At 74.2% G+C, this 20,319-nt stretch carries 21 protein-coding genes; 5 read left to right on the forward strand and 16 right to left on the reverse strand.

Annotation, left to right across the window (positions count from 1 at the left end; translation table 11 throughout):
- The 4 genes from ACW0Q9_RS06575 to ACW0Q9_RS06590 form a co-directional block, all read right to left on the reverse strand.
- The coding region (locus ACW0Q9_RS06575) for a uracil-DNA glycosylase (protein WP_456179075.1) at window positions 1–697 on the reverse strand (697 nt) is incomplete at its 3' end.
- Window positions 698–716: 19 nt separating this feature from the next.
- Window positions 717–1,403 (reverse strand): dienelactone hydrolase family protein, encoded by a 687-nt coding sequence (locus ACW0Q9_RS06580; protein WP_456179035.1) that lies wholly within the window; start codon window positions 1,401–1,403, stop codon window positions 717–719.
- Between the two features lie 235 nt (window positions 1,404–1,638).
- Window positions 1,639–2,658, reverse strand: coding sequence for an HAAS signaling domain-containing protein (locus ACW0Q9_RS06585; RefSeq protein ID WP_456179036.1), 1,020 nt, complete (start codon window positions 2,656–2,658; stop codon window positions 1,639–1,641).
- The gene (locus tag ACW0Q9_RS06590; RefSeq protein ID WP_254332588.1) at window positions 2,655–2,987 is read right to left on the reverse strand and encodes a PadR family transcriptional regulator; all 333 of its coding nucleotides are present in this window, start codon (window positions 2,985–2,987) and stop codon (window positions 2,655–2,657) included. The genes ACW0Q9_RS06585 and ACW0Q9_RS06590 overlap by 4 nt, the downstream gene beginning before the upstream one ends.
- Window positions 2,988–3,052: 65 nt before the next feature.
- Here ACW0Q9_RS06590 and ACW0Q9_RS06595 point away from each other — a divergent pair, with 65 nt between their 5' ends.
- Both ACW0Q9_RS06595 and ACW0Q9_RS06600 read left to right on the forward strand, forming a co-directional pair.
- The gene (locus tag ACW0Q9_RS06595) at window positions 3,053–3,682 is read left to right on the forward strand and encodes a LysE family translocator (protein WP_456179037.1); all 630 of its coding nucleotides are present in this window, start codon (window positions 3,053–3,055) and stop codon (window positions 3,680–3,682) included.
- A 126-nt stretch (window positions 3,683–3,808) separates the two neighbouring features.
- Complete coding sequence (locus ACW0Q9_RS06600) at window positions 3,809–4,498, forward strand: hypothetical protein (RefSeq protein ID WP_456179038.1); 690 nt, start codon at window positions 3,809–3,811, stop codon at window positions 4,496–4,498.
- A gap of 81 nt (window positions 4,499–4,579) precedes the next feature.
- On the opposite strand, the gene ACW0Q9_RS06605 is transcribed toward ACW0Q9_RS06600, so the two are convergent.
- The 4 genes from ACW0Q9_RS06605 to ACW0Q9_RS06620 all read right to left on the reverse strand — a co-directional run bounded on the left by ACW0Q9_RS06605 (window position 4,580) and on the right by ACW0Q9_RS06620 (window position 7,183).
- On the reverse strand, window positions 4,580–4,957 hold the full coding sequence (locus tag ACW0Q9_RS06605) for a type II toxin-antitoxin system death-on-curing family toxin (protein ID WP_456179039.1): 378 nt from the start codon (window positions 4,955–4,957) through the stop codon (window positions 4,580–4,582).
- A complete protein-coding gene (locus tag ACW0Q9_RS06610) occupies window positions 4,954–5,157 on the reverse strand; it encodes a ribbon-helix-helix domain-containing protein (protein ID WP_456179040.1) in 204 nt (67 codons plus the stop codon). The genes ACW0Q9_RS06605 and ACW0Q9_RS06610 overlap by 4 nt, the downstream gene beginning before the upstream one ends.
- A 36-nt stretch (window positions 5,158–5,193) precedes the next feature.
- Window positions 5,194–6,135 carry a Ppx/GppA phosphatase family protein gene (locus ACW0Q9_RS06615; protein WP_456179076.1) on the reverse strand — a complete coding sequence of 314 codons (942 nt, stop codon included), beginning with the start codon at window positions 6,133–6,135 and terminating at the stop codon, window positions 5,194–5,196.
- Between the two features lie 61 nt (window positions 6,136–6,196).
- Window positions 6,197–7,183 (reverse strand): ArsR/SmtB family transcription factor, encoded by a 987-nt coding sequence (locus ACW0Q9_RS06620; RefSeq protein ID WP_456179041.1) that lies wholly within the window; start codon window positions 7,181–7,183, stop codon window positions 6,197–6,199.
- Between the two features lie 99 nt (window positions 7,184–7,282).
- Between ACW0Q9_RS06620 and ACW0Q9_RS06625 the strand changes: the two genes are divergently transcribed.
- On the forward strand, window positions 7,283–8,164 hold the full coding sequence (locus tag ACW0Q9_RS06625) for an alpha/beta hydrolase family esterase (protein ID WP_456179042.1): 882 nt from the start codon (window positions 7,283–7,285) through the stop codon (window positions 8,162–8,164).
- 6 nt (window positions 8,165–8,170) lie between these two features.
- Here ACW0Q9_RS06625 and ACW0Q9_RS06630 read toward each other — a convergent pair whose 3' ends face one another.
- From ACW0Q9_RS06630 to eno, 4 genes are read right to left on the reverse strand one after another with little or no spacing between them, the layout of a single operon-like run.
- Window positions 8,171–8,683: an amino-acid N-acetyltransferase gene (locus ACW0Q9_RS06630; protein WP_456179043.1), complete on the reverse strand. Its 513-nt coding sequence runs from the start codon at window positions 8,681–8,683 to the stop codon at window positions 8,171–8,173.
- 1 nt (window position 8,684) lies between these two features.
- On the reverse strand, window positions 8,685–9,242 hold the full coding sequence (locus ACW0Q9_RS06635; RefSeq protein ID WP_456179044.1) for a DUF501 domain-containing protein: 558 nt from the start codon (window positions 9,240–9,242) through the stop codon (window positions 8,685–8,687).
- Between the two features lie 23 nt (window positions 9,243–9,265).
- Window positions 9,266–9,901 (reverse strand): FtsB family cell division protein, encoded by a 636-nt coding sequence (locus tag ACW0Q9_RS06640; protein WP_456179045.1) that lies wholly within the window; start codon window positions 9,899–9,901, stop codon window positions 9,266–9,268.
- A gap of 29 nt (window positions 9,902–9,930) precedes the next feature.
- Window positions 9,931–11,214, reverse strand: coding sequence for a phosphopyruvate hydratase (gene eno / locus ACW0Q9_RS06645; RefSeq protein ID WP_456179046.1), 1,284 nt, complete (start codon window positions 11,212–11,214; stop codon window positions 9,931–9,933).
- Between the two features lie 267 nt (window positions 11,215–11,481).
- Here eno and ACW0Q9_RS06650 point away from each other — a divergent pair, with 267 nt between their 5' ends.
- Both ACW0Q9_RS06650 and ACW0Q9_RS06655 read left to right on the forward strand, forming a co-directional pair.
- Entirely contained in the window at window positions 11,482–12,174 is a 693-nt protein-coding gene (locus tag ACW0Q9_RS06650; protein ID WP_456179047.1) for a hypothetical protein, read from the forward strand.
- Window positions 12,175–12,215: 41 nt separating this feature from the next.
- Window positions 12,216–13,052, forward strand: coding sequence for an NAD(+) diphosphatase (locus ACW0Q9_RS06655; RefSeq protein ID WP_456179048.1), 837 nt, complete (start codon window positions 12,216–12,218; stop codon window positions 13,050–13,052).
- A gap of 3 nt (window positions 13,053–13,055) precedes the next feature.
- On the opposite strand, the gene ACW0Q9_RS06660 is transcribed toward ACW0Q9_RS06655, so the two are convergent.
- From ACW0Q9_RS06660 to mfd, 4 genes are all read right to left on the reverse strand, one after another.
- Entirely contained in the window at window positions 13,056–14,675 is a 1,620-nt protein-coding gene (locus ACW0Q9_RS06660; RefSeq protein WP_456179049.1) for a DUF885 domain-containing protein, read from the reverse strand.
- 93 nt (window positions 14,676–14,768) lie between these two features.
- Window positions 14,769–15,752, reverse strand: coding sequence for a nucleoside triphosphate pyrophosphohydrolase (locus ACW0Q9_RS06665; RefSeq protein WP_456179050.1), 984 nt, complete (start codon window positions 15,750–15,752; stop codon window positions 14,769–14,771).
- A 2-nt stretch (window positions 15,753–15,754) separates the two neighbouring features.
- A complete protein-coding gene (locus tag ACW0Q9_RS06670; RefSeq protein WP_456179051.1) occupies window positions 15,755–16,504 on the reverse strand; it encodes a hypothetical protein in 750 nt (249 codons plus the stop codon).
- A gap of 47 nt (window positions 16,505–16,551) precedes the next feature.
- Window positions 16,552–20,196 (reverse strand): transcription-repair coupling factor, encoded by a 3,645-nt coding sequence (gene mfd / locus ACW0Q9_RS06675; protein WP_456179052.1) that lies wholly within the window; start codon window positions 20,194–20,196, stop codon window positions 16,552–16,554.
- Between the last annotated feature and the right edge of the window lie 123 nt (window positions 20,197–20,319).

The raw sequence follows: 20,319 nt of genomic DNA on the forward strand, positions 1-20,319 counted from the left end.
GGTCCTTCGCCCGGGCGAACACGTCGTCCAACATCGCTGGTGTCAGCCGCCCGGTGAAGGTGTTCTGCTGGCTGACGTGGTAGCAGCCGAGCAGCGCCGGTGCGGACGTGCCGGACCAGTGTGCCCCATGGCCGAAGGCCGGTCGCGGAGTGGGCGGGCGCTGTCCGTACACGTGGCGCAGCACCGGCCACCACGCGGCCCAGGCGAACGCGCCCAGCGCGACCACGACGCGCAGGGTGGGCCGGATCAGCGCGACCTCGCGGTGCAGCCACGGCGCGCAGGTGTCCCGCTCGGCCGGGGTGGGCTTGTTGTCCGGCGGGGCGCAGCGCACGGCGGCGAAGATGCGGGTGTGCCGCAGGGCGAGGCCGTCGTCGGCGGACACGCTGGTCGGCTGGTTGGCCAGCCCGGCCCGGTGCAGCGCGGCGAAGAGCACGTCACCGGAGCGGTCCCCGGTGAAGATCCGGCCGGTGCGGTTGCCGCCGTGCGCGGCGGGCGCCAGGCCGAGGATGCCGATCCGCGCGTCGGGCGGGCCGAAGCCGGGGACGGGCCGGCCCCAGTAGTCCTGGTCGCGGAAGGCCGCCCGCTTGACCCGGGCCACCTCCTCGCGCCAGACGACCAGCCGGGGGCAGGCGAAGCAGTTGCTCACCGCGCCGTCGAGGTCGGCCAGGTCGGTCGCCCGCGCGGCGCGGGCGACCACCTCGGCGGGGGTACGCGGCTCAGCCAAGCTTCGCCCGGAACAGTTCCAGCGTGCGGGCCCACGCGGTGGCGGCGGCCCGCTGGTCGAAGTGCTCCGGCCGGTCCTCGTTGAAGAACGCGTGGGCGGTGCCCGGGTAGTCGTAGGTCTGGCAGGTGCCGCCGGCCGCCTCGATGGCCCGGCGTACGCCCTGCACCCCGTCGGCGGCGGAGAGGCCGTCCGCCTCGGAGCAGTGGATGAGCGCCGCCTTGCCCGCGTAGTCGGCCCAGTCGGTGCGCATGCCCTCCCAGGGCAGCCGGGGGTAGAAGCCGGCGGTGGCGACGATCCGCTCGGAGAACGTGCCGGACCAGAGCGCCAGGCTGGCGCCGGCGCAGAACCCGGCGCAGCCGACCTTGCCGGCGACCTCGGTCCGGTTGGCGAGGTATTCGGCGGCGGCCGCGATGTCGCTCGCCGCCTCGTCCATCTGGGTGCTGTTCAACATCTGCCGGGGCTCACTCGGCTTGCTGGCCGGGCCGCCGTGCCGGAAGTCGGGCGCGAGGGCGACGAAGCCGGCCTCCGCGAAGCGGTCCACCACCGCCCGGACGTGGGGCACCAGGCCCCACCAGTCCTGGATGACGATGACCGCCGGGCTGGCCGCACCGCCGGAGGGTATCGCGAGATACCCCTCGCTCGTCCCCCCGTTGCCGGTGAAGCTCACCATCTCGCCCATGGTCCCGTCCTCCTAGCGGTCAGTCATCGTTGGCTGGTCGCACAGTGGGTGTTACGTGCGGGTAGCGTGCCACGCGCTCACCGGCCCGGGGAAGACGAAAGAACAGTGGCATTCACCTCCCGTTCGCCTCCCGGTCCGGGAGGCGAACGGGACGGGCTCCCGGGTGGGTCCACTCCTCCACCATGGACATGCCGAGGGGCGCCCGCCGGTCGGCGGGCGCCCCTCGGGGTGGGCTTCAGCGGGTCGGCGTCGGCGTGCTCTCGCCGGGCGTCACCGACGGGCTCGGGGTCGGCCCGGTGGTGGCGCTCGCGCTCGGCTCCGGGGTCGCGCTCGCGCTGGGCTCGGAGGTGGTGCTCGCGCCCGGCGCGGGTGGGGCGCTCAGGGTCGGCGCGGCCGGGGCCGGCGCCGGCGCTCCGAAGGGGGCCCGGTCGGGGCAGTACGGGTAGGCGTTGCGCGGCGGGGGCATGTTGCCGCTCGCGTCCAGGCAGGTCGGCCAGCCGAGCCGGATCGGCACGCCGTTCTGGTCGAACAGTTGGGCGTTGCGGACCAGCCGCCCCTCCTGGTCGTAGACGAAGACGTCCTCCACCCGGTCGTACCGGTCGCCGACCGAGACCTCCTGGTAGCTGCCGAACGGGTCGGAGCTGGCGTGCTGGTCGACGTTGACCAGCACACCGAAGGAGAAGATCAGCAGCGCCGCGGTGCCCAGTCGCGTGAGCCGCCGCGGCCAGCCCCGGAGGCCGGGTGAGCGTCGGCCCAGCCAGACCGAGGCGAGGACCGTGCCGGCGAGCAGGAACAGGCCGGCCAGCACGCTGCCGTCGAGCCGGGGAAGCAATCCGGCGGGCTCCTGGAGCACGACCGAGATCACCAGCGCCGCGAGCCAGCCGCGCAGCAGCCACCAGGCGGGGCGCAGCGGGCGGAGGAACTCGCTCACCGAGGACTGCCCGAGCAGCGGGCCGAGCTGGCTGTCGAGGGCGCGCAGCTGGGTGCCGGCGCGCGCCTGGGCGGCGGCCAGTCGCCGGCTCCGGCGCCCCGGGCCGGCGCCCACCCCGGCCCCGGCGGCCGCCCGCAGTTCGGCCGCGTACGCCTCCGGCTCGCCGAGCCGGTCGACAAGCGTGCCGTCGGCCTCGGCGGCGACCTCGGCGAGGTGCTCCGGCAGGTCCTCGGTCAACTCGTCCCGAACGGTGGGCGGCAGGTCGGCCAGGGCGGCCCGCACCCGGTCGACGTAGTCCGCGATCTCCTGCCCAGTGACGGTCATGCCGCCATCCCCCGATCGTCGAGCAGTGCGTCCATGGTGGTGGCGAAGGAGCGCCAGGTCTTGCCGGAGCGGGTGAGCTGGTCCCGGCCGGCGGCGTTGAGTGAGTAGTACTTGCGGTGCGGGCCGGACTCGCTCGGCACCACGTAGGTGGTCAGCAGGCCGGCGGCGAAGAGCCGGCGCAGGGTGCCGTAGACCGAGGCGTCGCCGACCTCCTCCAGGCCGGCCTCGCGCAGCCGGCGGAGAATGTCGTAACCGTAGCCGTCCTCGTCCTTGAGCACGGCGAGAACGGCGAGGTCGAGCACGCCCTTGAGGAGCTGCGTCGTATCCACGCTCCGCACACTAGTGTGGATTGCGTAGTACCGTCAAGCACATGGTAGCTGCGTAGGCTCGGGGCATGTCGTGGAGCAGCTACGCGTCGTTCCTGATCTTCGCCACCGTGCTGATCCTCATCCCGGGGCCGGACTTCGCCGTGGTCACCCGGAACACGCTGGCCGCCGGCCGGCGCCGGGGCAGGTGGAGCGCCATCGGCGTGACCGCCTCGAACGCGGTGCAGGGGGTGACCGCCGCCGCCGGGCTCGGCGCGCTCATCGTCCGCTCCCAGCCGCTGTTCGAGGCGATCCGCTGGGCCGGCGTGGCGTACCTGGCGTACCTCGGGGTGCAGGCCTGGCGGTCGGCCTGGCGCGGTGACTACCCGCCGCTGGCCGGCGACGCCGCGGTCGCGCCCGGGCAGGCGCTGGCCGGGTTCCGGCAGGGCTTCCTGTCCAACGTCACCAACCCGAAGGTGCTGGCCTTCTACCTGGCCGTGCTGCCGCAGTTCGTCGGCGGCGCCGCGCCGGTCGGGGCGCTGCTCGCCTTCGCGCTCAGCCACGCGGTGCTCGGCCTCGTCTACCTGCTGGTGCTGGTCGCGGCGCTGGACCGGGCCCGGGAGCTGCTGTCCCGGCGGCGGGTCCGGCGCTGGCTGGACGGGCTCACCGGCGTGGCGCTGCTCGGCTTCGGTGCCCGCCTCGCCACCGAACGCGTCTGACCCTGCCGGGCACGTCACCGTCCGCGACCCGCTCCGGGGCGCCCCACCGGGCCACCGCGTGCGCATTGACTTAATTTTCGCTTATGAGGCCCTCTCATCCTCGCGGAACGTCGGTACGTTGCCCGGATGCGACACCTCGGAACCGTGCTCGCCGCGGCCATCGTCGGTCCGCTGGCCTGGATTCTCTTCGCCCTCGGTCAGGACCGGTCGGAGCGGGCGTTCGCCGCCGCCCAGGACGGCGGCGCACTGGACAGCGGTGATTTCGTCCGACCCGCGCTGGTGCTGGCCGCCGCCGGGATCGTGCTCGGACTCATCGCCACGCTCCGGTTCTCCCCGCTGGGCGCGGCGCTGACCGGCCTGGTCTACTCGGCCAGCTACCTGGGCCTGCTGGTCAGCCCGACCAGCGTGACCAATCTGTTCGACCACAAGCTGACCCTGAGCGGCCACCAGGTCGACCTGGCGGCCCCGCTTCGGACCGGAACGACACTGCTGGTCGGCTCGCTGCTCCTCGTCGGGGTCGTGAGCGTCCGCCGCTGGCAGCGGTGGCCGCAGCCCGCGGACGACACCCCCGCGTCGCTGGAAGCGGACGAGATCCTCCCGCCCGCAACCCCACGGGACCGCCCGCTGGGCGTGGACGGCCTCGGGCTGAGCACGCCGCGCAGCACGCCCGAGCCGGAACTGGTCCGGGCCGGCGGTTCCGCCGGGGCAGGCGATTCGACGTGGGCCGGCCGTTCGGACTGGGCCGGGCTGCTGTCGGGCGGCTCCGGGGTCAGGTCCGGGCGGTCGTCGGACTGGCCGCGCCAGCGTCCGCGGTGAACCGTCGACGGCTCACCGCGCCGACGCGGCGCTCTGAGTCAGCTCACCACCGGCATCTGCGACAGAATCCGTGCTGATGGATCAGACATAGAGCTTGCGAAGCTCGCGGGCGATGTCGGGGACCTCGGTCAGCGTGCCAGCGGCCACCGACATCACGAGAGCCTCGGCCTCATCAACGTCGACACCCTGGATCGGCACCTCGTTGAGCGCCAGGAACACCCGCGCCGCCGCCCAGGCGAGACGATGGTTCCCGTCGATCAGCGCGTGGTTCATGCAGACCGAGTGGAGCAGCGCCGTGGCCTTGCTCCAGAGATCGGTGTAGGCCTCCTGGCCGAACGCCACGGTGGCCGGGCGGACCACCGCGGACGAGAGCAGACCGAAGTCACGGACCTGCGGCGTGTCACCCAGCACGACAGAGGCGATCTCCACGAGGTCGTCGACCTCGAGGTAGTTGATCACTCCGCCAGCCGCCGCAACAGTTCGGCGTCGCGCTCGGCGACCTCTCGCGCAAGGTCCCGCACCCGGGCGTGACGACTGCGCGCCGAGACGTACTCCTCGACCGCCACGACGATGGTGGCGTTCATCGACCGGTGCTCCTGGTCGGCGAGCTGCTTGAGCCGCTCGTGCAGCCCGTCAGGCAGATTGACCGTGGTGACCATATGGAAATCATACCGGCCGCACCCAGGGGAAACCACCTAGACCGGGGTCTCCGCGAGGCTCCAGGCGATGCCGTCGAGGATGTCGTGTTCGGAGGCGACCACCGAGGACATCCCGGCCCGCTCCATGATGACCCGCAGCACAAGCGCGCCCGCGCCGATCACGTCGGCCCGGCCGGGGTGCATCACCGGGATGGCCAGCCGCTGCTCGCGGGTCCTGCCCAGCAGGTCGGCGGTGACGTCGGCGACCTGGTCGTACGACGCCCGGGCGTGGTGGATGCGCGCCGGGTCGTACTCCTGGAGCCCCTGGGCGATGGCGACCACGGTGGTGACCGACCCGGCGAGCCCGACCAGGGTGGCCGCCTCCCGCCCCGGCACCGCCGTCAGCGCCCGGTCCACCGCGACCGCGATGTCGGCCTGCGCGGCGGCGACCTCGTCCAGGCCGGGCGGGTCGCCGTGCAGGTGGCGCTCGGTCATCCGGACGCAGCCGATGTCCATCGAGATCGCCGCCTGGACGCCGCCCTCGCGGGTGCCGACCACGAACTCGGTCGAGCCGCCGCCGATGTCGACCACCAGGTACGGCGGTTCGGCGTCGGCGGGCAGCCCGCGGACCGCCCCGGTGAAGGAGAGCCGGGCCTCCTCGTCACCGGTGACCACCTCGGGCGCCACGCCGAGGGTCTGCTCGACCATGGCCCGGAAGTCGGCGGCGTTCGAGGCGTCGCGGGAGGCGGAGGTGGCGCACATCCGGACCCGCTCGGCGCCCAGCTTCTCGATTTCCGCCGCGTAGTCGGCGAGCGCGACGCGGGTCCGCTCGATCGCCTCGGGCGCGAGCCGGCCGGTCTTGTCGACGCCCTGGCCCAGCCGGACGATCTCCATCCGGCGACTCCGGTCCACCAGCGGGGCCTGCGGCCCGGCGGACGGGTCGGGCAGGTCGGCGACCAGCAGTCGGATCGAGTTGGTCCCGCAGTCGATGGCGGCCACACGAGTCGTCACGGCTGCCACCCTACGGCAGCCCGACCGACCGGCACCGCCACCGGCCGGCTCAGTCGCCGACCGGGGGGCAACCGAGGAGGTGGGCGCCGAGCGGGGTCAGGCGGTGGCGGACCGCGCCGCCGTCGCGCTCGGTGGTGACCAGGCCGGCGGCGCGCAGCGCGGTGGCATGCTCGGAGGCCGAGGAGAGGCTGACCCCGACGTCTCGGGCGAGCGCCGTGGTGGTGTGCGGGCCCGGCTCGGCGAGGCGCCGCAGCACCGCGGCGCGGGTGGTGCCCAGCACGCCGGCGAGCGGGTCGGCGGCCGGCGCGGCGGCCCGCGGCGGCATCGCGGCGGGATACACGAGCAGGACCGGCCGGCCCGGTTCGACCAGGACCCGGGGCAGCGGGCCGGCCACCGGCGACGGGAGCAGCACCATCCCCTCGCCGGTGCCGGTCACCTCGCCGCTCCACCAGGTGCGCACCTCCAGCACGGGTGGCCGCCACCGGATCGCCGGGTGCAGCCCGTCGAAGAGGCCGGCCAGGCCGCGCCGGGCCAGCCGGTGCGCGGCGTCGGCCAACTGCCGCTGGTGGACGGTGGTCAGGGTGGACCAGTGCGGGGCCAGCACCGCACCGAACCAGGTGTCGAGCGCCCGGCCGAACAGGTCGAGCACCGTCGGGTCGGCGGCGGCGAAACCGCGCCGCAGCGGCGTCGCGGGGACCTCGGCGTAGGCCACGGCGACCTCCCGCCGGACCCGGCGGGCGGGGGTGGACCGGATCGCCGCGAGGCCGGCGGCCACCGAGTCCAGCCCGTCGAACGGGGTGAGGAAGTCGGGCAGCCGGCCGCGGGCCGGCAGCAGGTGCCGCAGCGACGCGACGGCGGCGCGCACCCCGCGTGCGGAGGTCGCCGTGCCCGCCGCCGCGACGAGGTCCGGCGCCATGGCGGCGGTGGCCGGATCGTGCAGCGCCTGGCAGGCCAGCATCGCGGTGCCGACCGGGTGCAGGCGGTCGACGAACCGTACCCGGCACAGGTCCGCCGGTCCGAGGTGCAGCCGCAGCATGGGAGCAGCGTGCCCGGCTTCGGCGAGGACCGAAAGGGTTGACCGGCTCGGGTCCCGGAACCGACGGTGGAGCAAGGTCAGCCACGGGGAGGGCGGGGCGTGCGGCGGACGATCGCGGTGCTGGCGGGACTGGTCCTGGCGTTGACGGGCGGGGCGTGCGGCGGGAAGGGCGAGCAGGAGGCCACGCCGGCGCCCGCCGAACGGCCGGCCGCCGGGGACCACGAGCTGAAACTGAGCCACGGCGGGATGGAGCGCAGCTACCTGCTGCACGCCCCGCCCGGGTACGACCCGGCGCGCCCCGCGGCGCTGGTCATCGCGCTGCACTTCTTTCCCGGCAGCGGAGCCGGGATGCGGGAGCTGACCGGCCTCAACGCCCGCGCGGACCGGGAGAACTTCCTGGTCGCCTACCCGGACGGGCGGCACGGAGGCTTCAACGCGCTGATCTGCTGCGGGTCCGCGGACGACGTCGGGTTCCTCAGCGCGCTCACCCGTCACCTGGTCGACACGTGGCGGGCCGACCCGGACCGGGTCTACCTGACCGGCATCTCCAACGGCGGTGACCTGAGTTTCCGCCTCGCGGTGGAGGCCACCGGCCTGTTCGCGGCGATCGGCGTGGTCAGCGGCGGCTACAGCGGCCCGCTGACCGAGCCGGACAGCTACGTGCCGAAGCGGCCGGTCTCGGTGATCACCTTCGTCGGCGGGCAGGACCGGTACGCCGGCATCTTCCACGACGGGCTGCGCACCTGGCAGCGACGCCTCGGCTGCCGGCCGGTGACCGGGAGGAAGCCGGCGGTCCCCGCCGGACTGAGCCGGGCCGACGCGCGCTGCGCCGACGGCAGCGACGTGACCGTGTGGAGCCTCCCCGAGATGGGTCACTCCTGGCCGGGCGCCACGTCGGGGGAGCTCGCCGCCCCGAACGCCGGCATCACGGCCACCGACCTGATCCTGGAGTTCTTCGCGGCCCACCCGCGACGCGCCTGAGGCGGATCAGAGGCGCAGCAGCATCCGGCTGTTGCCGAGGGTGTTCGGCTTGACCCGCTCCAGGTCGAGGAACTCCGCGACGCCCTCGTCGTAGGAGCGGAGCAGCTGCTCGTAGACCGGCTGCGGCACCGGGGCGCCGTCGATCTCGTGGAAGCCGAACGAGCCGAAGAACCCGGTCTCGAAGGTGAGCACGAAGATCCGGGCGACGCCCAGCTCGCGGGCCGCGTCGATCAGCTCGCCGACGATCCGGTGCCCGATCTTGTGCCCCCGGCAGGACGGGTCGACCGCCACCGTGCGGATCTCGGCGAGGTCCTCCCACATCACGTGCAGCGCCCCGCAGCCGACCACGGTGCCGTCGGGCGTCACCGCCACCCGGAACTCCTGCACGTCCTCGTAGAGGGTGACGGTGGCCTTGCTGAGCAGCCGCCGGTCGTCGGTGTAGGTGTCCACCAGGCGCCGGATGCCGCGCACGTCGGAGGTGCGGGCGCGGCGGACCACGATCTCGTCGGCGGCGGTCATCTCACTCCGCCGCGGGCACGTCCACGCAGGGGCCGGCGGCCCACCACTTCTCCACCAGGGCGAGGGTCTCGTCGCCGAACGGGTTGACCCCCGGCCCGGCGGCGAGCGCGTGCCCGAGGTGCACGTGCAGGCACTTGACCCGCCCCGGCATGCCGCCGGCCGAGATGCCCGCGATCTCCGGCACCTGGCCGATCGCCTCCCGGCGGCTCAGGTAGTCCTCGTGCGCGGCCCGGTAGCGGGCGGCCAGCTCCGGGTCCTCGGCGAGCCGCTCGGCCATCTCCTTCATCAGCCCGGCGGACTCCAGCCGGCTGCACGCCGCGGTGGCCCGCGGGCAGGTCAGGTAGAACAGCGTCGGGAAGGGCGTGCCGTCGGCCAGCCGGGGCGTCGTCTCCACCACGTCGGGCAGGCCGCACGGGCACCGGTGGGCCACCGCCCGGGTGCCGCGGGGCGGGCGTCCGAGCTGCGCGGCCACCGCGGCCAGGTCGGCCTCGGTGGCCGGCTGGCGCTCCGGCAGGGGTACGGATTCCGCCGCCGGATCCTGCGGTGGTACGACGCTCAAGGGTGCCTCTCCCGTTCCGGTGCTCACTTGTCGGGGCGCTCGGCGTTGGCCGCCTGCACGCTCGACCACAGGGTGTCGTACCAGGGATCAGGCGGCTTCGGCGGCCCCGGCTTCGCGCCCTTGCCGGCGTCCTTGGCGGCCCCCTCCGGGTCGGAGAGCACCACCAGCAGCGTCTCGCCGGGCCGGCCCATGAAGAACCGTTCCCGGGCCTGCGTCTCGATGTACGCCGGGTCCTGCCACTTCTCGGCCTCGATGGTGAGTCTTTCGATCTCCCGGCGCTGCTCGGCCTGGGACGCCTCCATCCGTTCGATGTCGGCCTGCTGGTCCAGGTAGACCCGGACCGGATAGGTGTAGCCCAGGGCGAGCGCGATCAGCACCGCGAAGAGCACGGTGGCGCGCCCGGTGAAGCGCCGGGGTTGGGGTGCGGTGAGCCGCTTGACCGTGCCACCGGCCGCGGTACGCCGGGCCGCGGCGGGGCGGCTCGCGGAGCGTACCCCCTCGGTGGCGCGGGTGGCGCCGGGCGACCGGCCGGCGGCGCGCGGCTCGGCGCGGACGCCGGTGTCGCGGACCGACGACCGGACCCGGCCCCCGCCCGGCCGGCCGGCCTGACCCGGCCGACGGGCGGGCCGCTGGCCACCCGGTGTGCGGCGCTGCTGCATCGTCACACCCCTCCCCCGGAGCTCTCGGCTCAGGCCGAACGGTAGCGCGGGAACGCGCCGGCGCCGGCGTACCGCGCCGCGTCGGCCAGCTCCTCCTCGATCCGCAGGAGCTGGTTGTACTTGGCGACCCGGTCCGAGCGGGCCGGGGCGCCGGTCTTGATCTGGCCGCAGCCGGTGGCGACCGCCAGGTCGGCGATGGTGGTGTCCTCGGTCTCGCCGGAGCGGTGGCTCATCATGCACGTGAAGCCGGCCCGGTGGGCCAGGTCCACCGCGTCCAGGGTCTCGGTGAGCGAGCCGATCTGGTTGACCTTCACCAGCACGGCGTTGGCGGCCTTCTCGGTGATGCCCCGGGCGATGCGCTGCGGGTTGGTCACGAACAGGTCGTCGCCGACGATCTGGATCCGGTCGCCGAGCGCCGCGGTGAGGGTGGCCCACCCGCTCCAGTCGTCCTCGGAGAGCGGGTCCTCGATGGAGACGATCGGGTAGTCGCCGACGAGCTTGGTGTAGTAGTTGCTCATCTCCTCGGCGCTCTTCGCGCTGCCCTCGAAGGTGTAGCTGCCGTTGTCGAAGAACTCGGTGGCGGCCACGTCGAGCGCGAAGACGATGTCGGTGCCGAGCCGGTAGCCGGCCTTCTCCACAGCCTCGGCGATCAGGTCGAGCGCGGCGGCGTTGGTCGGCAGGTTCGGGGCGAAGCCGCCCTCGTCGCCGAGGCCGGTCGACAGGTCCTTCTTCTTCAGCACCGACTTGAGCGCGTGGTAGACCTCGGCGCCGGAGCGGAGCGCGTCCCGGAAGGTGGGCGCGCCGATCGGCGCGATCATGAACTCCTGGATGTCGACGTTCGAGTCGGCGTGCGCGCCGCCGTTGAGGATGTTCATCATCGGCACCGGGAGCAGGTGCGCGTTCGGGCCGCCCAGGTAGCGGAAGAGGCTCAGCTCGGCGCTGCCCGCGGCGGCCTTCGCCACGGCCAGCGAGACACCCAGGATGGCGTTGGCGCCCAGCTCGGCCTTGTTGTCCGTGCCGTCGATGTCGATCATCTTCTGGTCGATCAGCCGCTGCTCGCTGGCCTCGTACCCGATGAGCTGGTCGACGATCTTGTCCTCGATGTTGGCGACGGCCTTCTCGACACCCTTGCCCAGGTAGCGGTCCTTGTCACCGTCGCGCAGCTCGATCGCCTCGAAGGCGCCGGTGGAGGCGCCGGACGGCACCGCGGCGCGGGCGATCGTGCCGTCGTCGAGCCCGACCTCGACCTCGACCGTCGGGTTGCCCCGCGAGTCCAGGATCTCCCGGGCGACGATTCCCTCGATGGTTGCCACTGAGTCGCTCCTCGTTTGTGTGTTCCGGTCCGGTATGGGCCGCGACGGTGCGGCTGAGGCAGGTGTTGAACGCAGCGTATCGGTCCCCGCCCGCGCGTACCTGCGTCGGGGCGGCACCCGGTGACTGAACGCGAGGGACCTCGCCCCACGCGGATCCTCACGTGAATGCCGGCCACGACGGAGGGTGACACGGACATTCCCGGATTAGCCGGCCTCAACCGACAACGGGTTTGCGAGAGGTTGCGTCGATCGACAAGGCTGGGCACCATGCCCGCCGCCTCGACGACTTTCCGCGTGCTCGCCGCCTCGGCCATCGCGTCGCTCTCGGTCACCGGCTGCCAGGCCCTCGACGACACCGGGGTCGCCCTCGCACGGGCCGACCTGGTCAACGACCTCACCGCCCGGATGGACCGGGCGCTGGAGCGGACCTGGGCCGCCGAATACCAGCTCAGTGGCGGGCGGACCGCCTCGATCGCACAGACCGAGGAGCCGCTGCGCTCCTCCTACACCTGGCCGGACGGCAAGATCACGGTGACCCAGGAGGCGGTGACCCGGTGCGCGAACACGGCCGGGCGCACCTCCTGCACGGTGTCGCCACCGGTGCTGACCGCCGGCAAGCCCTCGGTGATCGTCTACGGCGAGGCGCGCAAGCAGGGCCTGGTCACCCCACCGGCGGTGATCCGGCTGCTCACCGAAGCGGCGCTGGACCCCCAGGCGGCCATCGAGCAGAGCGACACCACGCTGGCCGGGCACCACGCGACCTGCGTCGACGTCACCCGGGCCGGCGACCGCTTCGACGCCTGCGTGACCAGCGAGGGGGTGCTGGGCAGCTTCACCGGCAACCTCGACGGCAAGCCGGCGGAGATCACCCTGAGCCGTTACACCGACGCGGTCGAGTCGGCCGCCTTCGACGTGCCGGCCGGCGCGGGCGTGGTCGACCGCCGCCCGACCACGTCGTGAGCCCCGGCGGCCCGGGAACCCCCGCGCCGCGCGAGGCCGGCGTGCCGGCGCGACCGGCCGGCTTCCTCCCCGCCGCCGACCACGGCCGGCCGCCGAACCCGGACGACCTCGCCCTGGCGGTGGCCGGGCGCAGGCTGCTGACCGGCGCCGACGGGCGGTTTCCCCGGGTGGGCGAGCTGCCCGCCGGCCTCGACTGGGTGCCGGTCGGCACGCTCGACGGGGTGCCGGCCTGGGCGGCCGAGGCCGCCGACCCCGAGGCGCCGCCGGATCGCTGGCGCGGCTGGCGCGGCCTCGCCGCCGAGCTGCCCGGACCACAGGCCGACCTGGCCGGGCGGGCGCTCGCGGTGGTCACCTGGCGGCGTACGCACCGGTGGTGTGGAGCGTGCCGGACCGAGCTGGTGGACGTGCCGGGCGAGACCGCACGGCGCTGTCCCGCCTGCGACCTGACGGTGTTCGTGCCGCTCTCCGTCGCGGTGCTGGTGGCGATCACCCGCCCCGGCCCGGCCGGTGGCCCCGACGAGCTGCTGCTGGTCCGGCACGCGTACGGGCCGACCGGGCTGTGGGCGCTGGTCGCCGGGTTCGTGGAGGCGGGCGAGTCGCTGGAGGCGGCCGCCCACCGGGAGGTCGCCGAGGAGGTCGGGCTGGCCATCGGGCGACCCGCCTACGTGGACAGCCAGCCCTGGGCGATGTCCGGCCCGGGCACCCTGCTCGCCGGCTTCACCGCCACCGTGGCCGACCAGGCGGCCGAGCCGGTGGTCGACCCGAAGGAGCTGACCGAGGCGCGCTGGTTCCCGGTGGACGCGCTGCCGGCGGAGCTGCCCCCGGCGTACTCCCTGTCGCGCTGGCTGGTCGACGCGGTCGCCGCCGGATCGCGCTGAGGCTCAGACGCCCAGCAGGGTCCGCAGGTGGCGGGGCGGCGGGCAGTCGTGCGCCAGCATGGCGTCGTGCCAGTCGCGCGTCGACACCCCGTCCGGCCGCGCGCGGGCGATGTCGGCCATCTCGCTGTAGCCGACGAAGTAGGTGGAGAGCTGGGTGGAGGTGAGCAGCGCCCGCCGCCACTTGCCGGCCGCCTCGCCCTCCTCCTGGAAGCCGCGCCCGGTCATCAGCGCCATGGCCTCGGACTCGGGCAGGTCCTCGCAGTGCACGAGCTGGTCGAGCAGCGCGTTGATGGTCATCCGGAGCTGCATCTTGAGCTGCTGGAGCCGGACCGGCAGCCCGCCGAAGCCGAGCCCGGCCATCAGCTCCTCGGTGTAGACCGCCCAGCCCTCGATGAACACCCCGGACTCGGTGAGCGCGCGGACCCGGGTCGGGCCGGTGTAGCGGCGGGCGTGCGCGAGCTGGAGGAAGTGGCCGGGCATCGCCTCGTGCACGGTCAGGTTGCGGATCATGTGGTCGTTGTATTCGCGGTAGAACGACTCGACCCGCTGCGCCGGCCAGTCCGCCGGGGTGGGCGCGATGCAGTAGAAGGTCGGCACGTCCGCCGTCTCCAGCGGGCCGGGCGAGTCGCAGTAGGCCACCGCCACGCCGCGGGCGAACTCCGGCATCTCCTGGATCACGCACGGGTCGTCGACCAGGCTGATCAGGTCGTGGGCCCGGACGAAGTCGCTCGCCTCGTCGAGCGTGACCGAGGCGAGGTCGACGATGGTGGCGTCGTCCGGGTGCTCGGCGGCGAGCAGGTCCAGCGCCCGGCGTACCGTCTCGTCGTCGGCCGGGCCGCCGACCAGCTCGACGGCCGCCGCGCGGATCTCGGCGGTGACCCGGTCGAGGTTCGCCCAGGCGCGGCGCTGGACCTCGGCGGCGCTCAGCTCGGTGTCGAGGGTGTGCCAGAGCCGCGCCTCCCAGCGGCGCCGGCCCAGCCGGGGGTCGCGCCCCGGCCCGGCGTCGGTGGCCAGACCGATGCGCAGCCAGGCCACGAACTCCTCCAGCGCGGCGATCGCCGCGGTGGCGGCCGGCTCCACCCGGTCGTGCAGCGCGGGCGCCTCGGCGAGCAGCGCGGGCACCTCGTCGCGGATCAGCGCCGCCGTGCCGGTGAACTGCCCGACCGCCGTCTCGGCGTGGATCCGCGGCATGTCGCGCAGCGTCGCGCGGGCGGTCGCCAGGGCGTCGGGTACGGCCGCGAGCCGCCCGGCGAGGTGGGTCAGCCTCTCCTCGACCGGCGCGTACGGCCGGGCCATGAGGGCGTGCAGCAGCGGACCGGGGTTGTGCCGCAGCGGGTCCCACTCGTGGCCGCGGATCTCGGTCGCCTCGAACAGCCCGCGGTCGACCATGCTGCTGAGCAGCGCGTGGTCGACCCGTTCCTCGACGTCGAGCGAGTCGGGGTCGATCTCGGAGAGCGCGTCGGCCGCGTCCCTGAGCATCGCCTGATCGGCGGCGAGGGCGTCGGCGGAGAGGTCGGGCAGCCGGTCGTCGTACCGGTGGTCCCCGGCCGAGGTGGCCAGCCCGGGCCGGCTCTCCAGCAACGCCTCGACGATCCGCTCAGCGAGCGGCACAAACGGCTCCATGCCGGAAACCCTACCGATCTTCCCGGACCGACCTTCCGTTGATCATGAGGTTAGCCGTGCCGGAACGGACATTCCGCACCGCTAACCTCATGATCAACCGTTCGGCGCGGCGCGTTCGGCGGCGCGCACGGCGTCGGCGTACGCCAGGGTGGCGCGGCGGAGGGCCGCCTCGGGGTCGATGCCGGCCTGGCGGGCGGCGGCGACCGTGGCGAGCAGGCTCGCGCCGAGTCGTGCCTCCGGGTCGACCTGCGACTCCGCCAGCGGGGGCGGGACGGCCAGGCCGATCCGGCCGGCGCGGTCCAGGATCTTCGCGGCCAGGGCGAGCGCCGGCTGGCTCAACGCGATGCCGTCCAGCACCGACTCGCGGGTCTTCTCGGCCCGCTTGATCCGCTCCCAGTTCGCCTCGATCTCCTCGATCGAGCCGGCCTGCTCACCGGAGAAGACGTGCGGGTTGCGGCGGACCATCTTGTCGACCAGGCCGCCGGCCACGTCGTCGACCGTCCAGCGCTTCCCCTCCGGCAGGTCCTCGGCCAGCCGGGCGTGCAGCAGCACCTGGAGCAGCACGTCGCCCAGCTCCTCGCGGAGCGCGTCGGTGTCGTCGGCGCTGATCGCGTCGTACGCCTCGTAGCACTCCTCGATCAGGAAGCCGGCCAGGCTGCGGTGGGTCTGCGCCCGCTTCCACGGATCCCCGCCCGGCGAGGCGAGCCGGTCCATCACCTCCACCGCGTCGAGCAGCCGGGCCCCCGGCGGGTCCCAGGAGCCGTACATCAGCTCCAGCTCGGCGAGGCCCGGTTGGCGGGCCAGCCGCAGCCCCAGCTCGCGGGCGAGCGCCTCGTCGCCGGCCGGGCCGGCCAGCCACACCGCGCTGCCGTGCGCGGCCGCCGCGTCGAGCAACGCCTGCGTGGCGCCCTCGGTCACCACCGTGACCTCGGCGCCCGTCGACCGGACCGCCGTGGCCAGCTCGCTCTCCGCGCCGGCGAGCACCGGCGCGGAGCGTACGGCGTCCCAGGCGGGCGCGGTCAGCAGGCCGGCCGGCAGCCGGGGCGACGTGACCAGCAGGACGATGCGCGCGGTCATGCTCAGGGCGCCACCGACGCGCTCGGCTCGGCCGGCCCCGGCTCGGTCGACTCCGGCTCCGGGGTGGAGACCTCGGTGACCGCGGAGCCGGGCTCCCCCAGCGGCACGGAGACCGCCGGGCCGCCCTTGAAGCTGAGCAGCGGGAAGAGCAGCGGGCGGTAACGCGGGTTCACCGAGACGTCGTAGCCGCCGATCGCGTCGGCGAGCACCTTGCGGGTGGCCAGCGCGGACCGGAGCTGGGCGCCGTCGAGCTGGCCGGCGGCCTCCTCGTCGCTCACGGTGGCCGGGATGTCGCCGCTGGAGCGGCCGGCCGCGATCACCGCGGCGAGCTCCTCCTGGGTGGGAGCGGCCTGCTCCCCGGCCGGCACCCCGGACATGCAGGTGTAGAGCTCGGCCACCCGCTGCGGGTAGGCGGCGTCCGCCGGCAGGCTCGTCTGCTGGGCGACCTGCGCCGGGCTGACCTGGGCCTGCGGCTGGTAGCCCTTGTCCGCGGAGAGGTCCCGGCAGACGTCCCGCAGCACCAGGGTGGCCACCACCTGGTCCCGGCCGGGCAGCAGCGCGGGGGCCTGCTCCGCGGTGGCCGGCGAGGCGGCGAGGCCGGCCCGCATCTCGTCGAGGATCGAGGTGACCTGGTCCTCGGTGACCCGGTGGTCACCGACGTAGGCGGCGACCCCGGGCTCGGTACGGCAACCGGTGAGGGCGACGAGGCCGACCGCCACGCTGGCGACGGCGACAAGACGGCGAGCACGCATGCCGGTCACTCTCTCACGGCCGGTACGCGGCTGTGACGCCGCCCACCTCACCGGGCGCCCGCCCCGGCCGGCTGCGCCGCGACCGGCTCCCCCAGGACATCCTTCAGGAGCTGGGCGCACCACTCCAGCAGGGCCTGGTCGCGCAGCGGCTCGCCGCCGACCCGGCGGGTGCTCGGCCGGGGCACGCTGACCTGGTCGAGGGCCTGCTTGTAGACCGAGTCCGGGTGGTAGCGCTTGAGCCGGAGCTGCTTCGAGTCGGGCAGCGGCAGCGGGCCGAACCGGATGTGCTTGCCCTGCATCGACACGTCGGTGAGGCCGTACCGCCGGGCCAGCAGCCGGAACCGGGCCACCGCGACCAGGTTCTGCACCGGCGCGGGCGGCTCGCCGTAGCGGTCGGTCATCTCGGCGACCACCTCGCGCAGCCGCTCCTCGTCACGGGCCTCGGCCAGCTTGCGGTACATCTCCAGGCGCAGCCGCTCCACGCCGACGTAGTCGTGCGGCAGGTGCGCGTCGATCGGGAGATCCACCTTGACCTCGGCCTCCTCCTCCGTGTGCTCGCCCTTGAACGCGGAGACCGCCTCGCCGACCATCCGGACGTAGAGGTCGAAGCCGACGCCCTCGATGTGCCCGGACTGCTCGCCGCCGAGCAGGTTGCCGGCGCCCCGGATCTCCAGGTCCTTCATGGCCACGTACATGCCGGCGCCCAGCTCGGTGTGCTGGGCGATGGTGGCCAGCCGCTCGTGGGCGTTCTCGGTGAGCGGCTTGTCGGACGGGTAGAGGAAGTAGGCGTACGCCCGCTCCCGGCCCCGGCCCACCCGGCCGCGGATCTGGTGCAGCTGGGCCAGGCCCAGCAGGTCGGCCCGCTCGACGATGAGGGTGTTGGCGTTCGGGATGTCGATGCCGGACTCCACGATCGTGGTGCAGACCAGGACGTCGAACTCCTTCTCCCAGAAGCCGACCATCACCTTCTCGAGCGCTTCCTCGCCCATCTGGCCGTGCGCCACCGCGACCCGGGCCTCGGGCACCAGCTCGCGGATCCGGCGGGCCGCCTTGTCGATCGACTCCACCCGGTTGTGCAGGTAGAAGACCTGCCCGTCGCGGAGCAGCTCGCGGTGGATCGACGCGGCCACCTGCCGGTCGTCGTACGCCCCCACGAAGGTGAGCACCGGGTGCCGCTCCTCCGGCGGGGTGGCGATGGTGGACATCTCCCGGATGCCGGTGATCGCCATCTCCAGGGTGCGCGGGATCGGGGTGGCCGACATGGCCAGCACGTCGACCGAGGCGCGCAGCGTCTTCAGGTGCTCCTTGTGCTCGACGCCGAAGCGCTGCTCCTCGTCGATGATGACCAGCCCGAGCTGCTTGAACCGGGTGGCCGACTGGAGCAGCCGGTGGGTGCCGATGACGATGTCGACGGTGCCGTCGGCGACCATCTCCAGGGTCCGCTCGGTCTCCTTGGGCGTCTGGAACCGGGAGAGCTGCCGGATGGTGATCGGGAACTGGCTCATCCGCTCGGCGAAGGTGTTGTAGTGCTGCTGCACCAGCAGGGTGGTGGGCACCAGCACGGCCACCTGCTTGCCGTCCTGCACCGCCTTGAACGCCGCCCGGACCGCGATCTCGGTCTTGCCGTAGCCGACGTCGCCGCAGATCAGCCGGTCCATGGGGACGGTCTGCTCCATGTCCCGCTTGACCTCCTCGATGGCGGCGAGCTGGTCCGGCGTCTCCTGCCAGGGGAAGGCGTCCTCCAGCTCCCGCTGCCACGGGGTGTCCGGGCCGAACGAGTGCCCCTTGGACGCCTTGCGGGCGGCGTAGAGCTGGATCAGCTGGGCGGCGATCTCGCGGACCGCCTTGCGGGCCCGGGCCTTGGACTTCTGCCAGTCCGAGCCGCCCATCTTGTGCAGGGTGGGCTGCTCACCGCCGACGTAGCGGGAGAGCTGGTCGAGCTGGTCGGTGGGAACGAAGAGGCGGTCGCCGGGCTGGCCGCGCTTGCTCGGCGCGTATTCGATGACCAGGTATTCCCGGCTGGCCCCGTTGACCGTGCGCTGCACCAGCTCGACGTAGCGGCCGATGCCGTGCTGCTCGTGCACCACGTGGTCGCCGGCCTTCAGCTCCAGCGGGTCGATGGTGTTGCGCCGCCGGCTCGGCATCTTGCGCATGTCGCGGGTGGAGGTGCCCCGGCCGCCGGTGACGTCGTTGCCGGTGAGCAGCACGAACCGGGACGCCTCGTCGACGAAGCCGGCGGTCAGGCAGCCGCAGGAGACCAGCAGTTCGCCCGGGGTGGGCGCGGCCGGCACCTCCTCGGTCATCCGGGCGCCGAGGCCGGCGTCGCGGAGCACCTCGACGGCCCGCTGGGCGGGGCCGTGCCCCTCGAAGACCAGCGCGATCGACCAGCCCTCGCCGGCCCAGCGCTTCAGGTCGTCGACCACCCGGGCGGTCTCGCCGTGGTAGAGCGGGGCGGGCTGGGCGGCCAGGGTCACCGCGATGGCGTCGTCCGGGGTGACGTCGACCTCGGTGGGCTCGTCCTCCCAGGGCTGCCGGGCGGGCGCGGCGTCGGCCTCGGCCAGGCCGAACGGGGCGAGCGTCCACCAGGGCTGGCGCAGGGCGCGGGCCGCCGTGCGTACGTCGGCCAGGGTCCGGAAGGCGGCGGCGCCGAGGTCGACCGGGGCCTGGCCGCCGACGGCGGCCGCGGCCCAGCTGGCCTGGAGGAACTCATCGGAGGTACGCACCAGGTCGTGCGCGCGGGTGCGGATCCGCTCCGGGTCGCAGAGCAGCACGTGGGTGCCGGCCGGCATGCAGTCGACAAGCAGCTCCATCGAGTCGGCGCCGATCAGCGCCGGGGCGAGGGACTCCATCCCCTCGACCGGGATGCCCTCGGACAGCTTGTCGAGGATCTCGGCCAGCTCGGGGTGCTCCTGCGCGAGCGCGGCGGCCCGCTTGCGCACCCCGGGGGTGAGCAGCAGCTCGCGGCAGGGCGGCGCCCAGAGCTGCGGGACGCCCTCGATGGTGCGCTGGTCGGCGACGGCGAAGGTGCGGATCTCCTCCACCTCGTCGCCCCAGAACTCGACCCGGGACGGGTGCTCGTCGGTGGGCGGGAAGACGTCCAGGATGCCGCCGCGCACGGCGAACTCGCCGCGCTTGGTGACCAGGTCGACCCGGGCGTACGCCATGTCGGTGAGCCGACGGGCGACCTCCTCCAGGTCCGCCTCGTCACCGGCGGCGAGCTGCACCGGCTCCAGGTCACCGAGCCCCTTGAGCTGCGGCTGGAGCAGGGACCGGACGGGCGCCACGACGACCCGCAGCGGGCCGGTGCGCCCGTGCGCGTCGGCCGAGCCGGGGTGGGCCAGCCGGCGCAGCACGGCCAGCCGCCGCCCGACGGTGTCGGAGCGGGGCGAGAGCCGCTCGTGCGGCAGCGTCTCCCAGGACGGGAAGACCGCCACCTGCTCCGGGGGCAGCAGGCTGCCCAGCGCGGCGGCGAGGTCGTCGGCCTCGCGGGTGGTGGCCGTCACGGCGAGGACGGGCCGGCCCGCGCCGCCGGCCGGCTCGTCGGCCGCGACGGCGGCGACGGCGAACGGGCGCAGCGCGGCGGGGGCGGTGAGGTCGAGGCCGTCGACCTGGGCGGCACCGGAGCGCGCCAGGTCACGCGCCCGGGCCAGCCCGGGGTCGGCCAGGGCGGCGGAGAAGAGTCCGGTGAGCATCTGCGATCACTTCCAGGAGGTCGGCGCACGGCGACGACCCCGCGTCCGGTGCGGACGGGGGGTGGCACCGTTCGAGCCTATCCCGCTCCCCGGACATTCCGGGCCTCAGCCGCGGGCCCTGGG

It is taken from the genome of Micromonospora sp. I033 (assembly GCF_053890995.1).

Coding starts and splice junctions, on each gene's coding strand:
- mfd (WP_456179052.1), bottom strand. CDS start 20,196: ATGCTCACCGGACTCTTCTCCGCCGCCCTGGCCGACCCCGGGCTGGCC.
- ACW0Q9_RS06580 (WP_456179035.1), bottom strand. CDS start 1,403: ATGGGCGAGATGGTGAGCTTCACCGGCAACGGGGGGACGAGCGAGGGG.
- ACW0Q9_RS06665 (WP_456179050.1), bottom strand. CDS start 15,752: ATGACCGCGCGCATCGTCCTGCTGGTCACGTCGCCCCGGCTGCCGGCC.
- ACW0Q9_RS06650 (WP_456179047.1), top strand. CDS start 11,482: ATGCCCGCCGCCTCGACGACTTTCCGCGTGCTCGCCGCCTCGGCCATC.
- ACW0Q9_RS06640 (WP_456179045.1), bottom strand. CDS start 9,901: ATGCAGCAGCGCCGCACACCGGGTGGCCAGCGGCCCGCCCGTCGGCCG.
- ACW0Q9_RS06600 (WP_456179038.1), top strand. CDS start 3,809: ATGCGACACCTCGGAACCGTGCTCGCCGCGGCCATCGTCGGTCCGCTG.
- ACW0Q9_RS06660 (WP_456179049.1), bottom strand. CDS start 14,675: ATGGAGCCGTTTGTGCCGCTCGCTGAGCGGATCGTCGAGGCGTTGCTG.
- ACW0Q9_RS06610 (WP_456179040.1), bottom strand. CDS start 5,157: ATGGTCACCACGGTCAATCTGCCTGACGGGCTGCACGAGCGGCTCAAG.
- ACW0Q9_RS06670 (WP_456179051.1), bottom strand. CDS start 16,504: ATGCGTGCTCGCCGTCTTGTCGCCGTCGCCAGCGTGGCGGTCGGCCTC.
- ACW0Q9_RS06620 (WP_456179041.1), bottom strand. CDS start 7,183: ATGCTGCGGCTGCACCTCGGACCGGCGGACCTGTGCCGGGTACGGTTC.
- ACW0Q9_RS06630 (WP_456179043.1), bottom strand. CDS start 8,683: ATGACCGCCGCCGACGAGATCGTGGTCCGCCGCGCCCGCACCTCCGAC.
- ACW0Q9_RS06595 (WP_456179037.1), top strand. CDS start 3,053: ATGTCGTGGAGCAGCTACGCGTCGTTCCTGATCTTCGCCACCGTGCTG.
- ACW0Q9_RS06585 (WP_456179036.1), bottom strand. CDS start 2,658: ATGACCGTCACTGGGCAGGAGATCGCGGACTACGTCGACCGGGTGCGG.